Genomic DNA, 19,174 nt, shown 5'->3' with positions numbered 1-19,174 from the left:
TCGTTCCAATGTCCACCTATCAGGACCGCCTCGCCGCATTACGCGACCAGCTCAAGCGCGACCGGCTCGACGGATTCGTCGTGCCGCTGACCGACGAGCATATGAGCGAATATGTCGGCGCCTATGCGCAGCGTCTGGCCTGGCTGACCGGCTTCCAGGGATCGGCCGGGAGCGCGGTGGTACTGCCGGAGGAAGCGGCGATCTTCACCGACGGGCGCTACACCTTGCAGGTGCGCGAGCAGGTCGATGGCGCGAACTGGGAGTATGTCTCGGTGCCTGCCACCAGCATCGCGACGTGGCTCGGCGCGCATGCCGCGGCGGGCGCGCGTGTCGGTTATGATCCGTGGCTGCACACGCGCGGCTGGGTCGAGGAAGCGCGCAAGGCGCTGGCTGAGCGCGGAGCCGAGCTGGTGGAGGTCGACACCAACCCGATCGACGCCGTGTGGCCCGACCGGCCCCAGCCTTCGGACGCCAGGCTGGCGGTGCAGGATGACGACCGCGCCGGCAAATCCTCGGCGGAGAAACGCGCGGCGATCGCCGACTGGCTGGCCGAGCGCAAGGCCGATGCAGTGGTGCTCTCGGCGCTCGATTCGATCGCCTGGGCCCTGAACGTGCGCGGGCAGGACGTGGCGCACACGCCGGTCGCGCTGGCCTATGTGATCGTCGATGCGGACGGCACCGCCGACCTGTTCGTTGCGCCGGAAAAGATGGGCGACGAGGTGCACCAGCATCTCGGCAACGCAGTGCGCGTCCGGGATCGCTACGAGTTCGCCGACGCGCTCGGTGCCTATGCCGGCAAGCGTGTCGCCGCCGATCCGGAACGCGCGGTGTCGGCGATCTTCTCCCGGCTCGAGGCGGGCGGCGCGACGGTACTGAGCTTCCGCGATCCCGTGGTGCTGGCCAAGGCGATGAAGAACCCGGTCGAGATCGCCGGACACCGTGCCGCCTCGGTGCGCGATGGCGCGGCCTTGGCGCGGTTCCTGAAATGGGTCGAGGAGGAAGCGCCGAAGGGCGGGCAGACCGAACTCTCCTGCGTCGCGAAGCTGCAGGCGTTCCGCGAGGCGACAGGCGTGCTGCGCGATACGTCGTTCGACACGATATCGGCGACTGGCGCGCATGGCGCGAGCCCGCACTACCACTCGACTCCCGAATCGAACGCGCCGCTCGAGCCGGGGCAGCTCTATCTGGTCGATTCGGGCGGCCAATATGCCGACGGCACGACCGACGTGACCCGCGTCCTCCCCATCGGCGCGCCGACGGAGGAGATGCGCGACCGCTTCACCCGCGTGCTCAAGGGACATATCGGCCTCGCCACCGCGATCTTCCCGCAGGGCACCAATGGCGGGCAGCTCGATTCGTTCGCGCGTCGGCCGCTCTGGGAGGCGGGCCTCGATTTCGCGCATGGCACCGGCCACGGCGTCGGCGCCTATCTGGCGGTGCATGAAGGGCCGCAGCGAATCGCCAAGCCCAATTATCCGGGCGGCGGCCCGTCCGAGCCGCTGCGCGCCGGCATGATCATCTCGAACGAGCCTGGCTATTACAAGGCCGGAGAATACGGCATCCGAATCGAGAATCTGATTCTGGTCGAGGAACGAATCATCCCAGGCGGCGACGAGCCGATGCTGGGATTCGAAACGCTGACCTTCTGCCCGATCGAGCGCTCGCTGATCGTCGCCGATCTGCTGACGCTGGCCGAACGCGATTGGCTGAACGCCTATCACGCCCGGGTATTGGCGATTCTCGGACCGGAGATGACGGGCGACGAGCTGGAATGGCTGACGGCCAAGTGCGCGCCTATCGGCTAGAATCGTCGATACCGGGGCCTGGGTCCTGGGCGGGCGGCGAATCGCTCGCCCGTGCCTGGGCCTTTCGTTTCCGCAGATTCTCGCGCAACGCGGCGGCAAGGCGCGCCGCTTTCTTGTCCTTATCGGCCATGCCGCCTTATCCTGTGCCAGCTCTGCCTTGACAATCCCGCCGCCCTCGTCTCTTAGGCGCGCTCCGCCGATGGCCGTGAGGCTCCCGGACCGGTAATGCTGCCGTAGCTCAGTGGTAGAGCGCATCCTTGGTAAGGCTGAGGTCGTGAGTTCAATCCTCACCGGCAGCACCATTTTCCCGATACGATCGTGACCTCCCCCTAAAGGGGCCCTCGCCGATTCTGCCCGGAATCTCCGGGGTAACGCTGTGCGGGCCGTCCGAATAATCCGGCACTGCATGGTGGTGTTTCGCCATGATGGTCGCCCGACCCTGGTCGAACTAAACGCCTTCACCGCGATCACGCGCCATGACAGCTTCCGCGTCGCCGCCGACGACCTCGGCGTTTCTCCCTGGTTCGCCCGGTCAAGCAGGTCGCCCCCTGACATCCGACAGGGCATACCCGCCATTGTTGCGAGCGAATCGCAAATAAGATAACGGCAAGGAACGGGTTCTGCGCGGTCGGCGTGAAGGTCCGGTTCGAAGGATCGACAATGACCGACACCCTGGCCGCGCCACGCTCGAAACGGCTGAAAGCCGCGACCGGCGATACGCATGAGCGGCTCGATTCGCGGATCATGGCCGCCGCGCCGTTCGCCAGCCGCACCAGTTACGGCCGGTTCCTCGCCGTCCAATATGCGTTCCATCGCGAGCTGACGCCACTGTACCAGGATCCGGCGCTGGCGGCGCTGCTGCCCGACCTGGCAGACCGTGACCGCATCGGAAAGATCGGTGACGATTTGTCCGACCTCGATCTGGCGCCGCCTCCGGTCGATGCACCGTCCCGCTTCGTATTGGGTTCGATCGACCGGTCGACCGCCCTGGGCTGGCTCTACGTCGCCGAAGGATCGAACCTTGGCGCCGCCTTTCTCTACAAGGCGGCCGCCGCTCTGGGGCTGGACGGCGATTTCGGCGCACGGCACCTTGCCGGGCATCCGGACGGACGCGCGCGGCACTGGCGTGACTTCACCGGGGCGCTCGACGGGCTCGATCTAGGGGCCGAAGAGGAACGGCGTGTGGTCGAGGGCGGCCGGAACGCCTTCATCCGCGTGCATGAACTGGTGGACAGACATTTTGAGTGAGCAGGATCCCCCGCGGCAGCGTTCCCGCGCCCTGCGCGTCGGCTGGCTGTTGCTCGGGTTTCTGTTCGTCGGACTGGGCATCATCGGCGCGCTGCTGCCGTTGATGCCGACCACCATCTTCCTGATCCTGGCGGCCGGCTGTTTCGCGCGCTCCTCGCCGCGGCTCGAGGCGAAGCTGCTCGATCATCCGCGCTTCGGACCGAGCCTGCGCGCCTGGCGCGCGGAACGGGCGATTCCCAGGCGCGGCAAGATCGCTGCCTGTGCTGGCATGGCCTTGGGGCTCGCTCTCTTCGTGATCGGCGTTCATCCGGGGCTTGTGGTGCTGGCGCTGGTCTCGGTCGCGCTGATGCTCTGCGCGACATGGATCGCGACGCGTCCGTCGCCTCGGCAATGCCCCTGAGCCACTTCTGAGGGACGATATCCGATGCGATGATCTCCACCGATTATTTCGTGCTGCTGGAGGTGGATGGCGCCTGGAAGATCGAGAACAAGATCTATTACGGGCAGGCAAGGAACGCCAAAAGCTGCGCAGGCCCCCTCCATCGCCTGCCAGAGAAAGGTGCGGGCTGGCCTAGTCAGGCTTTCGGACGGGCAATCGCTCGACGTGGAACCAGTCGGCATCGATCCAGCCTCGTGCCGAACCCGGCGCAGCGCGCGTGAAGCTGAACAGCGCGGGCCGCGACCCCTTCCACCAGGAAAAGCGGGCGAGGGGGATCGCATCGCCCATCGGGATGAACGCCTTGCCGTTCAGGCTGTAGCTGTAGCGAACGGTCTGCTCGATCCCGACCTCGGCGCGGAGTTCGATCGCCTGTGCCGTGACGCTCGGGCCGGGCGTCTCGTCGCCTTCGGAGGCGAACGTCACGCGTGCCGCACCCTTGTCTCGCACCACCCCGATCCAGCTTGGGCGCACGCCGAACAGGGCAAGGCCGGCGCGCTGTCCGTCCTTCATGCCGGTGATGTCGATCCGCGTCGTGAACCGGCTCGGGCCTTGGAGAATCTGGGTCAGTGTGTTGCGCGCGGTGACGAGATGCTCGGCCGGCCCGGCGGTCAGCCGTAGAAAACCAGGGCGTTCGGTCAGGCTCCACGCGGTATTGTCCGGATTATGGTTCCACTCCCATTGCAGGCCGAGCTTCGCGCTCGCGAATTCGTCCGAATCCTGCAACCGGTCTTTGGTAGACGGGCTGCCTGTATCGGGCATGGCATGGGTCGCGACCGGTTGCCCGCTGGTCTTGCCGGGGATCGGGTCGCCCATCACCGGCCAGTCGTCGACCCATTTCACCGGCTCGAGATGCACGATGCGTCCGAAGGCACCGGTCGAGTTGAAATGCGCGAACCAGCCCTGGCCCGACGGCGTCTCGACCCAGCCACCCTGGTGCGGGCCCTCGAGCTTCGTGCTGCCCTGTTCGAGCACGACCCGCCATTCATACGGGCCCCGGATGTTGCGCGCACGCAGCGCGACCTGCGCGCCTTTCTCCACCCCGCCAAACGGCGCGAAGATGTAGTAATATCCGTTCCTTTTGTAGAATTTGGGGCCTTCGAGGATCGGCAGGTTGACCTTGTCCTCGACGATCACCGTGCCGGCATCGAGCACGCGGGTCCCGTCGGGGCTCATCTTGTGGAGGATCAGCGGCCCCGCGCCGTGGCGTGAATGGACCAGCCAGGCCTGGCCGTCGTCATCCCAGAAGGGGCAGGGGTCCTCCAGCATCGGCTGGTCGATCACCTTGACCGGCTTTGCCCATGGCCCTTCCGCGCGCGTCGCGGTGGACATGAAGATGCCCTCGTCCGGCGTCGCCCAATAGACGTAGAATTTTTCGTTGTGGTGCCTGATCGACGGCGCCCATACGCCGCCGGCATAGCGCGTGCCGCCGATCGGCTTGGAGATCTTGTCGGTCAGCGTATGCGGGCCGGGCATGTCGTATTCGGGCGCGAAATCGAGCTTCGGCAGGACATGCCCGATGATCGTCCAGTGGACGAGGTCGCGCGACTTCAGGATCGGAATGCCGGGCGAGAAGTGGAAGCTGGACGCCACGAGATAATAGTCGCGGCCCACCCGGATCATGTCCGGGTCGGAATAATCGGCGAACAGGATCGGGTTGCTGTAGGTCGCCTTTTCGGGCGCCGCCGCACCGGCCAGCGGTGCGATCAGGCCGAATGCGGCGAGGGAAAGCAACACAGCCTTCATAGCGCGACGCTGTTGCCATAGCCGATGACGATGGTGGCGAGCACCAGCAGCCCCACGCCGCTCCAGACTGTGGCGCGCACCCGTGGTGCTGCATCCTTCCACTCGCGGAAGGCAAAGCCCCAGAGCGTGCCGAAGATGATGATCGACGCCATGTGCAAGGTCCAGGACGAGAAGCCGAAGCGCCCCATCTGGCTCTCGCCCATGGTGTAGAAGAAGAACTGGAAATACCAGGCCGTACCCGCGACCGCGCAGAGCAGGAAATTGGCAAGCAGGGGCGCACCGACCGCCTCGCCGCCGCCGACCCATTGGCCTGCGCTGCGGTTCTTCACGATCAGATACGCGCACCACAGGGCGTTGGTGATCAGGCCGCCGAACATCACCAGACACAGGATCGGCAGGCCGGTCCAGAGCGGTCCGGTGCCGGCGGCCGCCGACAGCGCCTTGATCGGCTCGCCCGCGGCAAGGCCGAAGGCGAAGCAGGAGGACATGATGCCGGAAAAGACCGCGACCGCGATGCCCTTGCGGAAATCGAATTCGGCGACGGCAGCGGCCTTTTGCTCAGGCGAAAGAGCGGCATCCTTGCGCGCGCCGGCCATGGCGACGACGATGATACCCGCCATGGTGATGACCAGGCCGAGCAGGATGATGTTGCCGCTCGGCGTGTCGAGCAGCTTCGCGGCGAAATCGCCCTGGAACAGCGGCGGGATCAGGGTGCCGAACACCGTGCACAGCCCCAGCACCACCGCCATGCCGAGCGAAAGCCCGAGATAGCGCATGGTCAGGCCATAGGTCAGGCCGCCGAATCCCCAGAGCATGCCGAAGACGATCGGCCAGACGATCACCGGCGTGGGCGCCGCGCCGAGCACGCCGAGCAGGTCGTTGGTCTGGATCGAGGCGAAGAACCAGGGCGCGAGCAGCCAGGAGAAGATGCCGCCGGTCAGCCAGTAAATCTCCCACGACCAGCGCTTCACGGATCGATAGGGAACGTAGAAGCTGGCGGAGGACAGCCCGCCCAGCCAGTGGAAGAAGACGCCGAGCAGCGGATTCGCGTTCATGTGTTTCTCCCGGTGGCCTGGCTGGCCAACTTGTAGGTCGTCACGCCGGATTTGTTCCGGCGTCCATTCCGCGGCGAGGCGCAGCGCATCTTTGGAGAGAGCAGCGCCCGCACCTCGATGGACCCCGAAACAAGTCCGGGGTGACGCAGATGGGTGCGTGGGGGGAACCCGGCTCTAAACATCCAGCCCGAGCCGATAAATCCGGTTGGCGTTCCGCGCGAACAGCGCCCGCTGCTCGTCCTCGCTGAAATCGGCGACAGCCTCGGCCAGCGCCCCAAGCGTCGTATCGAAATCGGCAAACAGCCGGTCGGTCGGGAAATTGCTCGCGATCATCGCCCGGTCGGTGCCGAAGATATCGATCGCCTCGCGCACCCGGTCGCGCACCGCGCCCGCCGTGAACGGCCGATAGACAAAACCAAGACCGGAGATCTTGATCGATACATGCGGCAGCGCCGCGACCGTCTTCATCGCCGCGCGCCAGCTTTCGTCACCATCGACGCCCATGCCGCCATGGTTGATGATCACCGGCGTGTCGGGATGCCGCTCGATCAGCCGGGCAAGACCGGCGAATTGGTCGGGATAGGCCTGCAGGTCGAACGACAGGCCATATTTCGCCAGCATCCCGAACCCCCGCGCCCAGGCCGCGTCCCCAGTCACGTCCCGCGGCGTATAGGTGCGGTTCGGGTCGCTGTGCCAGTTCACGATTTGGCGAATGCCACGCACATTGCGCCGTCGGGCGTGGTCCGCCAGCAGCGCCTCGACGCTCGGGTCGTCTAAGGCCGCGTTGGCGACGATACCGTTCGGCATGCCGCGCATATCCGCCATGTCCTGAAGCCAGTCGGTCTCGGCGAGCGGATGGGCCGCGCCCGCATCGAGATGGACCATGCCGACGACATTCCAGTGCGCCGCCTCGGCCAGGTAATCGTCGAGCAGCTGGTCGCATGCGATGTCCTGCGTATTGCCGTTCGGCCCGCTATCGCCGAACGGCGGCGACAGCCAGGCATAGCGGTCCCGGGACAGGTCCCAGAGATGCACATGCGGATCGATGAACGGCAGGTCGCGCAAGTTTCTCTCCCGGTTCCGCCCCGGCCCTTGCCGGTGGCGGATGCTCAAAAGCCGTCGGTCAGAAGGTGGTCCGCCCACCCGAGGTGTCGAAGGTCGATGCGGTGGTGAAGCTGCATTCCTCGGACGCCATGAAGCAGACCATCGCCGCGGTCTCCTTCACGTCGCCGAGCCGGCCCATCGGGATCTTCGACAGCATATACTCGACCTGGCTCTTCGGGAGCTGTTCGAGGATCGGGCTGTCGAAGGTCGCCGGCGTCACCGCATTGGCGATCACGCCGCGCGTCGCCAGTTCCTTGCCCAGCGACTTGGTCAGGCCGATCACCCCCGCCTTGGACGCGGAATAGGCCGAGGCGTTGGGATTGCCTTCCTTGCCCGCGACCGAGGCCACGTTGACGATCCGGCCATAACCGTTCGCCACCATGTGCGGCACGACCGCCCGGCAGCAATAGAACAGGCCGTTCAGGTTCACGCCGATCACGCTCAGCCAGCTGTCGATCGGATAGGCATCGACCGGGGCGGTCGCCCCGGTGATGCCCGCCGAGTTAACCAATATGTCGATATGGCCGAGCAGCGCGACGCTTTCCTCGGTCGCCCGCACCACCGCGTCATTGTCGGCCACGTTGAAGGCGATGGCGGCAACCGCGCCGACATCCTCCTTCGCCTCATTCGCCCAATCCGCCTGCAGGTCCCACAGCACCACGCGCCCGCCCTCGGCGACGATCCGGCGCGCGACCTCGCGGCCCAGCCCCGATGCGCCGCCGGTGACGATCGCTGTGCGTCCTTCGAATCGACCCGAGTAGAGTGTCACGCAGCCGCTCCGTTCGGGTTCCAGGCCACCACGTCCTGGCGCTGCTGCCCCAGCTTCTCGATGCCGAGCTCGATCACATCGCCCGCCTTCAGGAACCAGGGATCGGGCTTCTGCCCCATGCCGACGCCCTTGGGCGTGCCGGTGGTGATGATGTCGCCCGGCTCGAGCGTCATGAACTCGCTGACATAGGAGACGAGCCTGGCCACGCCGAAGATCATCGTGCTGCTGCTGCCGTCCTGGACGCGCTTGCCGTTGACCTCCAGCCACATGCCGAGATTCTGCACGTCGCCGACTTCGTCCTTCGTCACCAGCCAGGGGCCGACCGGACCGAAGGTGTCGCAGCCCTTGCCCTTGTCCCAGGTGCCGCCGCGCTCCAGCTGATAGGCGCGCTCCGACACGTCGTTGATCGTGCAATAGCCGGCGACATGGTCGAGCGCCTCGTCCTCGGTGACATAGGAGGCGCGCGCGCCGATCACGACGCCCAGCTCGACTTCCCAGTCGGTCTTTTCGGAACCGCGCGGGATCATCACCGGATCGTTCGGCCCCTGCAGGCAGGAGATCGCCTTGGTGAAGAAGATCGGCTCGGCCGGCTCGGGCAGGTTGGATTCGGCGGCATGTTCGGCGAAGTTCAGGCCGATCGCGATGAATTTCCGCGTGCCGGCGACGGGCGTGCCGTAGCGCGGCGATCCCTCGACCAGCGGCAGCGACGCCGGGTCGATCGCAGCGAGCTTCTCCAGACCGGCGGGCGAGATCTCGACGCCGCCGAGATCGGCGACATGGCTAGAAAGGTCGCGAATATTCCCGTCGCTATCGATCAGACCGGGCTTTTCCTGGCCGACGGGGCCGTAACGCAGCAATTTCATGGGGAGGATTCCTCAGTGAGTATAAGGGCGGTGGAGCGGGATATCGCGATTGAGCTCGACACCAAAGCCTGGCTTGTCGAGCGCGGACGCACGCATCCGCCCTTTTTCGGGGATCGGTTCGCCTAGCAGCTGCGGCGCGAACATCGGCACCACCTCGGTCGGGCCGGGGTGCATCATCAGGAATTCGGCGAACGGGCTGTTATGCCGGGTGATGACGAAGTGGTAGGAATAGACCGACGATCCGTGCGGCACGACCATCTTGCCTGCCGCATCGGCCAGCGCGGAGATCTTGAGCAACTCGGTCACGCCGCCGCACCAGCCGACATCGGGCTGGATGATGTCGCAGCAATCCATCTCCAGCAGCATGCGGAAACCCCAGCGGGTCGCTTCATGCTCGCCGGTGGTGACCAGCATGCCCTTCGGCACGTTGCGCTTCAGCTCTGCATAGCCCCAATAATCATCGGGGCTGATCGCCTCCTCGATCCATTTCAGGCCATGCTCATGGGCACGGATGGCGAGGCGGGTCGCGTAATTGACGTCGAGCGCCATCCAGCAATCGAGCATCAGCCAGAAATCCGGCCCGCATTTCGCACGCATGTCGGCAAGCGCAGCGATGTTCTTGTCCAGCCCCTCGTCACCCTCGGCCGGGCCGTGGTGCAATGGCAGCTTGCCGCCGATGAACCCCATCTCCTTCGCCAGGTCGGGCCGGGCGCCGGTTGCGTAGAATTGCAGCTCGTCGCGCACCGCGCCGCCGAGCAGGTGATAGACCGGCTCCTGCCGCAACTTGCCGAGCAGATCCCACAAGGCGAGATCGACGCCGGAGATGGCGTTCACCACCAGCCCCTTGCGGCCATAATATTGGGTCGAGAAGTACATCTGGTCCCAGATCTTCTCATAGTCGGTCGGGTTGCGACCCTCGAGGAAGCGCGCGAGATGCTTCTCGACGATGAAGGCCGCCGGCTCGCCGCCGGTGGTCACGGCAAAGCCGATCGTGCCGTCGTCAGCCTCGATCTCGACCACCAAAGTGCCGAGCACGTTGATGCCGAAGCTGCGCCGCGACTGGCGATATTCGGGGTAGCGGCTCATCGGGGTCGCGATGTGATCGTCGATCCAATGGCCGTCGCTCTGGTCGTGATAATCGGCGCCGCCGCCGCGCAGCACGAAGGCGCGGACATGCCTGATGCGGGGCAGGGTCATGCGCGCACCGCCGGCACACCGGGACGGACAGACATAGCTATAGGCACGGCATACCAGCATTTGGTACGCAACCGTGCCGCCTTTGGCGGATCAGATTGCACGCGTTCCGCATCCCTCTTTTCGCGTTTTACCGCTTGATAAGTTCCAGAATATGGGAAAGAATATTATTAGATGAGAAACGCTCCGTCAAATGCTGATTTGGCCGAAAAGGCATCGGACCCGGCCGGCGACGCAAAATCCCAGCCGGGTAGCCAGACGCTGCTCCGTGGCCTGGACGTGATCGATGCGGTGATCGACGGGCCGATCACGCTCGCCGATCTCGCGGCGAAGCTCGGCCTGACCCGTTCGACCACGCACCGGCTGGCGACGGCGCTGATCGATCGGCGCTACCTCACCTTCGTGCCACGGCTGGGCTATCATTTCGGCCCCAAGCTGCTCGAACTCGGCTTCCATGCGCAGCAGCAGACCGATCTGGTGCAGGTCGCCCGGCCGCATCTCGAGGATCTCGCCGCCGCGACCGAGGATACCGTCCATCTCGGCGTGCTCGATAGCGAACGCGCGCTGTATCTGGACAAGATCCCCGGCCGCCGCCGGGTCGAGATCAGCAGCCGCGTCGGCGATCGTCAGCCTTTGACCTCGACCGGCCTGGGCAAGGCGCTGCTGCTGGACGACGACGTACGCCACTGGCGCAAGCTGTTCGACGAGGATCAGGCCGCCGGCTCGCCCGCCGCCGACTATGCGGTCTGGGAGCAGCGCATGCGCGATTATGTCGCGGTCGGCCGCGCCTTCGATCTCGAAGAGAATGAGGATCTGATCCGCTGCGTGTCCGCACCGATCCGCGGCGTCAGCGGGCAGATCGTCGCGGCGATCAGCGTGTCGAGTGCCGCGCAATATATGGCTGACGACCGGATGCAGGCACTGTCGGACGATGTCCGGGCGACGGCGATGGCGGTGAGCAGGGATCTCGGCTGGTCCGAAGGCGCCGTTCGCCGCACCCCGCCGCGGTCGCGTCGATAAGGAGGTTTCGTGCTACTTAAAGGCAAGACAATGCTCGTCACCGGGGCATCGGCCGGCATCGGCCGCGCTGCGGCGATCGGCGCAGCGCGACACGGCGCCGACGTGGCGATTAACTATCTGCACGACGATGAAGGTGCCGCGAGCTGCGTCGCCGAGATCGAGGCGCTCGGCCGTCGCGCCTTCGCGCTTCACGGCGACGTCGCCGATCCCGGGACGGCGAAGGCCTTTGTCGATGGCGCGGTGGCCGCGCTCGGCAAGGTCGACATCTTCGTCAACAATGCCGGCATCTGCCCGTTCCACGCCTTTCTCGACATGCCGGTCGAGACCTTCGAGCGGACCATGAAGGTCAATCTCCACGGCGCCTATTTCATGGTCCAGGCCGCGGCGAACCAGATGGTCGCGCAGGGCCATGGCGGGGCGATCGTCGCCGTCTCGTCGATCTCGGCGCTGGTCGGGGGCGAGTATCAGACCCATTACACGCCGACCAAGGCGGGGGTTCATTCGCTGATGCAGTCGGCCGCCATCGCGCTCGGCCGTCACGGCATCCGATGCAATTCGGTGCTGCCCGGCACGATCCTCACCGACATCAACAAGGACGATCTCGCCGATCCCGCCAAGCGCGCCTATATGGAAGGGCGTATCCCGCTGGGCCGGCTCGGCCAGCCCGACGATCTAGCCGGGCCGATCATCTTCCTCGCTTCCGATCTCGCGACCTATGTGACCGGGGCGGCGCTGCTGGTCGACGGCGGCGCGTTCGTGAACCTGCAATAAGGCCTTACCCATGACGTTGTCGCTGTTCCGCATCGATCCCGAAGACAGTGTCGCGACGGCGCTCCACGATCTGCGCGCCGGCACCGTCGCGACCATCGGCGATCGCGACCTTACCTTGAACCAGGCGATCGGGCGTGGCCACAAGGTGGCGGTGCGGGAAATCCACACTGGCGATCCGGTGCTGAAATTCGGTTTCCCGATCGGCGTCGCCACGGCGGAGATCGCGCCGGGCGAGCATGTCCACACCCATAATGTCTCGACCGCGCTGGCGACGAGCGGCGACTATGTCTGGCGTCCGCATGTCCATGAGGCGGAGACGATCGTGCCGGCCACCGGCTTTGCCGGCTATCGCCGCGCCGATGGCCGGGTCGGTACCCGCAACGAGATCTGGATCATTCCCACGGTCGGCTGTGTCGGGCGCACCGCGCAGAAGATCGCCGAGATTGCCGGCCGCCGCCATGCCGATCGCGTCGATGGCGTGCTGGCGCTGGCGCATCCGTTCGGCTGCTCGCAGCTCGGCGGCGATCTCGATGGCACGCGCTCGATCCTGGCAGCGCTTGCCGCGCACCCCAATGCCGGCGGCGTGCTGCTGGTCGGGCTCGGCTGCGAATCCAATCAGCTGAGTCAGTTGCTCGCCGAGATCGACCCTTCGCTGCACGGCAAGATCCGCAACGTGGCCGCCCAGTTCGCCGGCGACGAGATCGAGGAGGGCGTCGCGCTGGTCGACGAGCTTGTCGAGCAGGCGGCGCAGGTCGAGCGGACCCAGGTGCCGCTCTCGGATCTGGTGCTTGGCGTGAAGTGCGGCGGATCGGACGGCTTTTCCGGCCTGACCGCCAACCCGTTGGTCGGCCGCATGAGCGATGCGGTGACGCGCGCCGGCGGCACCGCGATCCTGACCGAAATCCCCGAGATCTTCGGCGCCGAGCAGCTGCTGATGGACCGCGCGGCCGATGAGCAGGTGTTCGACGGCATCGGCGGGCTGGTCAACGACTTCAAACGCTATTTCACCGAACATGGTGAGCCGGTCTCGGAGAACCCGTCGCCCGGCAACATCGCCGGTGGCATCACTACGCTCGAAGAGAAGTCGCTCGGCGCGGTGCAGAAGGCGGGGCATGCGACCGTCACCGACGTGCGCCATTATGGCGAGCAGGTGCGCCGTACCGGCCTGACCCTGCTCGAAGCGCCCGGCAACGATGCTGTCTCCTCCACCGCGCTGACCGCGGCGGGGGCGACGATCATCCTGTTCACCACCGGCCGCGGCACGCCGCTCGGCTTCCCTGCCCCGACGATCAAGATCGCATCGAACACCCCGCTGGCCGAGCGCAAGCCGAACTGGATCGATTTCGACGCTGGCCAGGTGCTCGAAAAGGGCATGGACGACGCAGCCGATGCGCTGCTCGACACGATCCGCGCCATCGCCTCGGGCAAGCAGACCGCGTCGGAGCGTAACGGCGAGCGCGAGATCGCGATCTGGAAGCGGGGCGTTACCTTGTGAGATTGCTGCGCGTCGCGGTCGCCCTGTTGCTGGCCGCCGGGACTGCCGCCGCCGCGCAGCCGATCGACCGGCTTGCCCTGGTCAGGCGCCACGACGTGACGCTGACCAAGGTCGATCCCCATGCCCCGCTGATGCTCGGCAATGGCAGTATCGGCTTTACCGCCGACATCACCGGGCTGCAGACCTTTCCGGAGCAATATTCAAAGATCGCGCCGTTGCTTACCATGGCGCAATGGGCCTGGCACAGCTTCCCCAACCCGCATGGCTATACCGAAGCGAACGGGCTGGTGCAGGTGCCCGTGCCCGGCGGCGGCACGCAGCCCTATTCCTACATGCGCGATTTCGACTCGCTGAAGACCAACCCGTCGCTGGTGTGGCTACGCGAGAATCCGCACCGCTTCTCGCTCGGCCGGGTCGCGCTGGCGCTGAAGGGCAGGGACGGCAAGCCTGCCCGGTTCGAGGCACTGTCGGCGACGAAACAGCATCTCGATCTCTGGACCGGCACGCTCGCCAGCAGCTTCCGTTTCGACGGTCAGCCGGTGACGGTGACGACCCGGGTCCATCCCGACCGCGACATGCTGATGGTCGAGATTCGCTCGCCGCTGGTCGCGAGCGGCCGGATCGGCGTGGACGTCGCCTATCCGGGCATCTCGAAGAATCTCAATCCCGACCCGTCCGACTATGGCGATGCCGCAATCCGGCAGACCATTGTGCTCGCGCGCAGCCCCGGCTCGCTGCTGCTGAGCAACCGGATCGACGACACGGTCTATTATTCGGCGATTGCCGCCACCCGTGCGACCGTCACCCGGGCAAGCCCGCACACCGCCCATGTCGCCGCACGGAAGGGCGACCGGCTGGTGGTGTTCGTCAGCTTCGACCGCACCCGCAAGCCTGCGCCACGTACCGACTATGCCGCCGCGACCGCCGCCGTCTCGACGCACTGGCGCGATTACTGGTCGAAGGGCGGCATGATCGACTTCACCGGCAGCACCGATCCGCGCGCCCCGGAACTCGAACGGCGCATCGTGCTGTCGCAATATCTGGCGGCGATCAACCAGGCGGGCGACGTGCCGCCGCAGGAGGAAGGGCTGTTCTCCAACAGCTGGAACGGCAAGTTCCACCTCGAAATGCATCCCTGGCATGCCGGGCATTTCGCGCTCTGGGGCCGCCCGGCGCTGCTCGAAAAATCCATGGCCTGGTATGTCGACCGCCTGCCCCGGGCGAAGGCCGAGGCGGCACGTCACGGCGTTCAGGGCGCCTGGTGGAGCAAGATGTCGGGGCCGGAAGGACGCAACAGCCCAAGCCCGATCAACCCCTTCATCATGTGGCAGCAGCCGCACCCGATCTACATGGCCGAGTTGCTGTATCGCGCGCATCCCGACGCGACGACCCTGGCGCGCTACGGCGAGGTGGTCGATCAGACGGCACGTCTGCTCGCCACCTGGCCGCGCTGGGACGAGGCGGGCAAGCGCTATGTGCTCGGCCCGCCGATCGTCCCCGTGCAGGAAAATCACGATCCGATGACGACGGTGAACCCGGCCTATGAGGTCGAATATTTTCGCTGGGGGCTGAAGACGGCACAGGCCTGGCGCGAGCGGCGCGGGCTGAAGCGCGAGGCGAGCTGGGACAGGGTGATCGACCTGCTCGGCCCGGTGCCGCAGCGTGACGGCCTCTATCTGCCGGTCGAGACCGAACCCGATTTCTGGAAGACCGTGTCGTCGCCCGAATGCCGGCGCAATGCAGTGGCGCATGCGTGCCTCAACCGCGACCACCCGTCCTTCCTGATGGCCTATGGCGTGATCGGCGGCGACCGTGTCGACCGCGAGACGATGCGCCGCACGCTCCGCGCGGTCGAGGCCGACTGGGACCTTCGCCAGACCTGGGGCTGGGACTATCCGATGATCGCGATGACCGCGGCTCGGCTCGGCGAGCCCGAGAAGGCCATCGACTGGCTGTTCCGTGATACCGCCAACAATCGCTGGGGCGTGAGTGGTATGACGCCGCGTGCCGGCTTCGATCCGGCGGTGGAAAGTGGCCTCGACGGGCCAGGCTATACCCGCGTGGCCGAGACCTATTTCCCGTCCAATGGCGGCCTGTTGCTGGCCACTGCGATAATGGCCGCCGGTTGGGACGGTTCGAGCGGCACGGCCCCCGGATTCCCCAAAAAGGGCTGGACTGTAAGGGCCGAAGGAATCCGCCCGCTTCCCTGAACGCCCGTCGCCCTGCTCATGGCATTGGGCTGTGTCCTGCGGGACACGCAATCCCATCTTCTGAACGCGCGTCCCACAGGATAGCGAATCATGATTGACGCTCCACTTCTCATTCTGTAATATGCAATCCCACAATATGAGAAATTACGACGCTCATAAATGGTAGCGCTACCTCCAGGGCAGGCCTCGGAGGTCGAAACACAGCAGCACGTCGTCGCGGATCGAACGGACGAACAAGACCGGTAATCGGCGAGCGACAGGACCGCGCAGGCGGCCCGCAACAACGGAGCGCCTCCCGTGGGGGAGGCCGCAAGAGGGGATGAACCTATGAAAGACGCCCAGATCATCAGTAGCCGCGCGCGCTTCCTGTGCGGATCGGCGCTCGTCGCCGCCGGCCTGAGCCTCGCCTCGGTCGCGTCGGCCCAGACCGCGGCGCCGATCGCCGACCAGGCAGCGCCGGCCCAGGCCGATGACACTGCGGATGCGCCGGAAATCGTCGTCACCGGATCGCGCATCAAGCGCGCGGAGTTCGACGCCTCGACCCCGGTCAGCGTCATCAATGCCGAGGACGTGAAGCTCGCCGGCACGGTCAATATCGAGAAGCTGCTGAGCGATTCGCCGCAGTTCGTCGGCTCGCAAAATGGCGGCGCGACCGACAATACGGCGCCCGGCGGCGTCGCCAACGTCAACCTTCGCGGCTTCGGCCCGACGCGCAACCTGGTGCTGGTCAATGGCCGCCGCTTCGCGATCTATGGCCCGGACCAGATCACCGATCTCAACACCATCCCGACCTCGCTGATCGCGCGGACCGAAGTGGTGACCGGGGGCTCTTCCGCCGTGTACGGCTCGGACGCGATCACCGGTGTGGTCAACTTCGTCATGCGCGACGATTTCGAAGGGCTGGAGGCAAAGGCCCAGCTCAATTATGCGGCGCCCACCGGCACGCCGACCTATAATTTCGACGTCACGCTCGGCGGCAATTTCGCCGATGGCCGCGGCAACCTCGTCGTCTCGGGCAATTATCTGCGCCGCCAGGCGATCACCCGCGGCGAGCGTGGCGATTTCGCCTATGATTCGCTGTCGGACGGCTGCGTCGTCGCGGGCAGCGGCAACGCCAATCGCGCCGGCACCCCGCTCGCCGTTCCGGCCGGCCAGACCTGCACCTCGGCCGGCGGCCAGCTCGGCTTCATCGCCGGTGGCAGCGGCGACATCCCCAATGGCCGCTTCTCCGGCATCCCGGCATTCGGCGGCACCAACGCGGCGCTGAATTCGGCCTATACCGCGGCCGGTCTCGGCGCGCTTGGCTCACGTGGCTTCACCTTCAACCAAGGCGGCACCGCCGCTCGTCCCGCGCTCACCCCGCAGGACGATTTCAACCTCGGTCCCGACAATTACCTGATCGTCCCGCAGGAGCGCTGGATGATCAACAGCTTCGGCCATTACGACTTCAACGACAACATCACCGGCTATATGGAGCTTCATTACTCCAACAACCTGGTGAGCGCCCAGCTCGCGCCGAGCAATGTCGGCGTGCCGACGCTGTTCAACGTCAACAATCCTTATCTCACGCCGCAGTTGCAGGAGGTGTTCCGCCAGCTCGACCTCGCCGAGGTCGGCACTACGACGGTGACCAGCGGCTCGGCGACGCGGACCACCACGCCCGGCGACGGCCTGGCCGTGATTACCGCGGGCCGGCGTTATCTCGAGCTCGGCCAGCGCCGCTCCGACTCCCGCCGCAACACTTTCCGTGGCGCCTGGGGTTTGCGTGGCAATCTGGGCAGCCTGTCGGACAGCTTCCTGACCGACCTGTCCTATGACGTCTATTACTCCTACGCTCGCACCGAGGAGACGACGAAGCTCAGCAACGCCATCTCGCGCAGCCGCCTGCAGGCGTCCCTGCTCTCGGTCGGCGGTGCGGCACCCGTCTGCAACATCTTCGGCCAGAACATCACCGCCGCCTGCGCGCAGGCGATCTCGATCGGCGCGACCAACTCGACCAATGCTCAGCTTCAGGTCGCGTCGGCCAACATCACCGGCAACCTGTTCTCGCTGCCGGCCGGCCCGATCGGCTTCTCGACCGGTGTCGAATGGCGTGAATCGAGCGCGACGTTCAGCCCGGATACCTTCCTGTCCTCGGGCGACGTGGTCGGCTTCAACGCCGGCCTGCCGACCAGCGGCAAGGTCTCTGCCAAGGAGGTCTTCGGCGAAGTCCGCGTGCCGCTGATCCACAACACGCCGTTCATCGATAATCTGACCGCCAATGCCGCGTTCCGCTATTCCGATTACAGCCTGAACGGCATCGGCGGCGTGTGGACCTATCTTGGCGGGCTCGACTGGCGCGTGAACAAGGACATCGCCTTCCGCGGCCAGTATCAGCGCGCGATCCGTGCGCCGAACGTCAACGAGCTGTTCGGCGGCAACAGCCGCACCGTCCAGACCGCGACCGATCCGTGCTCCAACCGGGCACCGGCCGCGCAGCAGACGGACGCGGTCCGTGCGGTCTGCATCGCCAATGGCGTACCGGCTGGTGCCGTGTTCACCGCGGCGGTTCAGCCTGAGCCGATCATCCCGGTCGATTCCGGCGGCAACCCGAATCTGGGTGCGGAAAAGTCGGATACCTTCACCGCCGGCGTGGTGCTCACGCCCAGCGTCGTGAAGGGGCTCTACATCAGCGTCGACTATTTCAACATCAAGCTGGACGGCGCGATCTCGCAGCTTGGCGGCGGTCTCGCGAACACGTTGAACCTCTGCTACAATATCCTGCAGGACGCGAGCAGCGCCTATTGCCAGGCGATCAAGCGCAATCCGAATTCGGGCGCGATCCAGGATCCGTACGTTGCCCAGATTCGCAATGCGAACACCGGCTCGTTGCAGACCTCGGGTATCGATTTCGCCGCGCGCTATCATCTTAATGCCGGCTTCGGCTTCCCGGGCCTGGCCGAGACGAGCTCGTTCGACTTCAGCACCAACTATACCTGGCTGAACGATTTCACCTCGACCCCGGTCGCCGCCTTCCCGAACATCAAGAACCATTGCGATGGTTCGTTCGGCACGGTCTGCGGCCAGCCGCTCCCGACCTGGCGCGGTACGTCGCGCGTGACCTGGAACCTGGACAAGCTCAGCCTCAGCGTGCGGCATCGTTATATCGGCTCGGTGACCACCGACCGCTATCTCGTGCCGCTGCGGTCCGGTGCCGCCAACGCGCCTGCGCTCAACAGCTTCGCCTATCCGAAGCTCGGCGCGCAGAATTATTTCGACCTCTCGTTCAACCTGGACGTGATGAAGAAGGTGAGCTTCTACGGCGGCGCGAACAACGTGTTCGGCAAGCAGCCCCCGGTCTCGACCCAGGGCCCCGGCGCGAATACCTTCGCCGCGACCTATGACGTGATCGGCACCGAGCTGTTCATCGGCGCCACCGTGAAGTTCTAAGTCACAAAGGGGCGGCCGTTCCGGCGGCT

At 65.9% G+C, this 19,174-nt stretch carries 14 protein-coding genes and 1 tRNA gene; 9 read left to right on the top strand and 6 right to left on the bottom strand.

Annotation, left to right across the window (positions count from 1 at the left end):
* Positions 1–8 precede the first annotated feature (8 nt).
* From AC1DT7_RS00700 to AC1DT7_RS00685, 4 genes are all read left to right on the top strand, one after another.
* Positions 9–1,805 (top strand): aminopeptidase P family protein, encoded by a 1,797-nt coding sequence (locus tag AC1DT7_RS00700; protein ID WP_478033537.1) that lies wholly within the window; start codon positions 9–11, stop codon positions 1,803–1,805.
* A 227-nt stretch (positions 1,806–2,032) separates the two neighbouring features.
* A tRNA-Thr gene (locus AC1DT7_RS00695) sits at positions 2,033–2,107 on the top strand.
* 358 nt (positions 2,108–2,465) lie between these two features.
* Positions 2,466–3,053 carry a biliverdin-producing heme oxygenase gene (locus AC1DT7_RS00690; protein ID WP_478033536.1) on the top strand — a complete coding sequence of 196 codons (588 nt, stop codon included), beginning with the start codon at positions 2,466–2,468 and terminating at the stop codon, positions 3,051–3,053.
* On the top strand, positions 3,025–3,453 hold the full coding sequence (locus AC1DT7_RS00685) for a YbaN family protein (RefSeq protein WP_478033534.1): 429 nt from the start codon (positions 3,025–3,027) through the stop codon (positions 3,451–3,453). The genes AC1DT7_RS00690 and AC1DT7_RS00685 overlap by 29 nt, the downstream gene beginning before the upstream one ends.
* Positions 3,454–3,624: 171 nt before the next feature.
* Here the strand turns inward: AC1DT7_RS00685 and AC1DT7_RS00680 are convergent, their stop codons facing one another.
* The 6 genes from AC1DT7_RS00680 to rhmD form a co-directional block, all read right to left on the bottom strand.
* On the bottom strand, positions 3,625–5,235 hold the full coding sequence (locus AC1DT7_RS00680) for a glycoside hydrolase family 43 protein (protein WP_478033532.1): 1,611 nt from the start codon (positions 5,233–5,235) through the stop codon (positions 3,625–3,627).
* The gene (gene rhaT / locus AC1DT7_RS00675) at positions 5,232–6,290 is read right to left on the bottom strand and encodes an L-rhamnose/proton symporter RhaT (RefSeq protein ID WP_478033531.1); all 1,059 of its coding nucleotides are present in this window, start codon (positions 6,288–6,290) and stop codon (positions 5,232–5,234) included. Before rhaT ends, AC1DT7_RS00680 begins: the two co-directional genes overlap by 4 nt.
* A gap of 174 nt (positions 6,291–6,464) precedes the next feature.
* On the bottom strand, positions 6,465–7,355 hold the full coding sequence (locus tag AC1DT7_RS00670) for an amidohydrolase family protein (protein WP_478033530.1): 891 nt from the start codon (positions 7,353–7,355) through the stop codon (positions 6,465–6,467).
* Between the two features lie 58 nt (positions 7,356–7,413).
* A complete protein-coding gene (locus tag AC1DT7_RS00665) occupies positions 7,414–8,163 on the bottom strand; it encodes an SDR family NAD(P)-dependent oxidoreductase (RefSeq protein ID WP_478033529.1) in 750 nt (249 codons plus the stop codon).
* On the bottom strand, positions 8,160–9,026 hold the full coding sequence (locus AC1DT7_RS00660; protein ID WP_478033528.1) for a fumarylacetoacetate hydrolase family protein: 867 nt from the start codon (positions 9,024–9,026) through the stop codon (positions 8,160–8,162). The genes AC1DT7_RS00665 and AC1DT7_RS00660 overlap by 4 nt, the downstream gene beginning before the upstream one ends.
* A 12-nt stretch (positions 9,027–9,038) precedes the next feature.
* Entirely contained in the window at positions 9,039–10,223 is a 1,185-nt protein-coding gene (rhmD, locus tag AC1DT7_RS00655; protein ID WP_478033527.1) for an L-rhamnonate dehydratase, read from the bottom strand.
* A 171-nt stretch (positions 10,224–10,394) separates the two neighbouring features.
* Between rhmD and AC1DT7_RS00650 the strand changes: the two genes are divergently transcribed.
* The 5 genes from AC1DT7_RS00650 (at position 10,395) to AC1DT7_RS00630 (ending at position 19,145) form a co-directional block, all read left to right on the top strand.
* Complete coding sequence (locus AC1DT7_RS00650) at positions 10,395–11,240, top strand: IclR family transcriptional regulator (protein ID WP_478033526.1); 846 nt, start codon at positions 10,395–10,397, stop codon at positions 11,238–11,240.
* Positions 11,241–11,249: 9 nt separating this feature from the next.
* On the top strand, positions 11,250–12,011 hold the full coding sequence (locus AC1DT7_RS00645) for an SDR family NAD(P)-dependent oxidoreductase (protein WP_478033525.1): 762 nt from the start codon (positions 11,250–11,252) through the stop codon (positions 12,009–12,011).
* Between the two features lie 10 nt (positions 12,012–12,021).
* Positions 12,022–13,506, top strand: coding sequence for a UxaA family hydrolase (locus AC1DT7_RS00640; RefSeq protein ID WP_478033524.1), 1,485 nt, complete (start codon positions 12,022–12,024; stop codon positions 13,504–13,506).
* Positions 13,503–15,716 (top strand): hypothetical protein, encoded by a 2,214-nt coding sequence (locus tag AC1DT7_RS00635; RefSeq protein ID WP_478033522.1) that lies wholly within the window; start codon positions 13,503–13,505, stop codon positions 15,714–15,716. The genes AC1DT7_RS00640 and AC1DT7_RS00635 overlap by 4 nt, the downstream gene beginning before the upstream one ends.
* Before the next feature lie 327 nt (positions 15,717–16,043).
* The gene (locus AC1DT7_RS00630) at positions 16,044–19,145 is read left to right on the top strand and encodes a TonB-dependent receptor domain-containing protein (protein WP_478033521.1); all 3,102 of its coding nucleotides are present in this window, start codon (positions 16,044–16,046) and stop codon (positions 19,143–19,145) included.
* The last annotated feature ends 29 nt before the right edge of the window (positions 19,146–19,174 follow it).

This window comes from Sphingomonas sp. P3_C6 (genome assembly GCF_056402595.1).
This window is presented reverse-complemented; position numbering and strand designations above follow the sequence as displayed.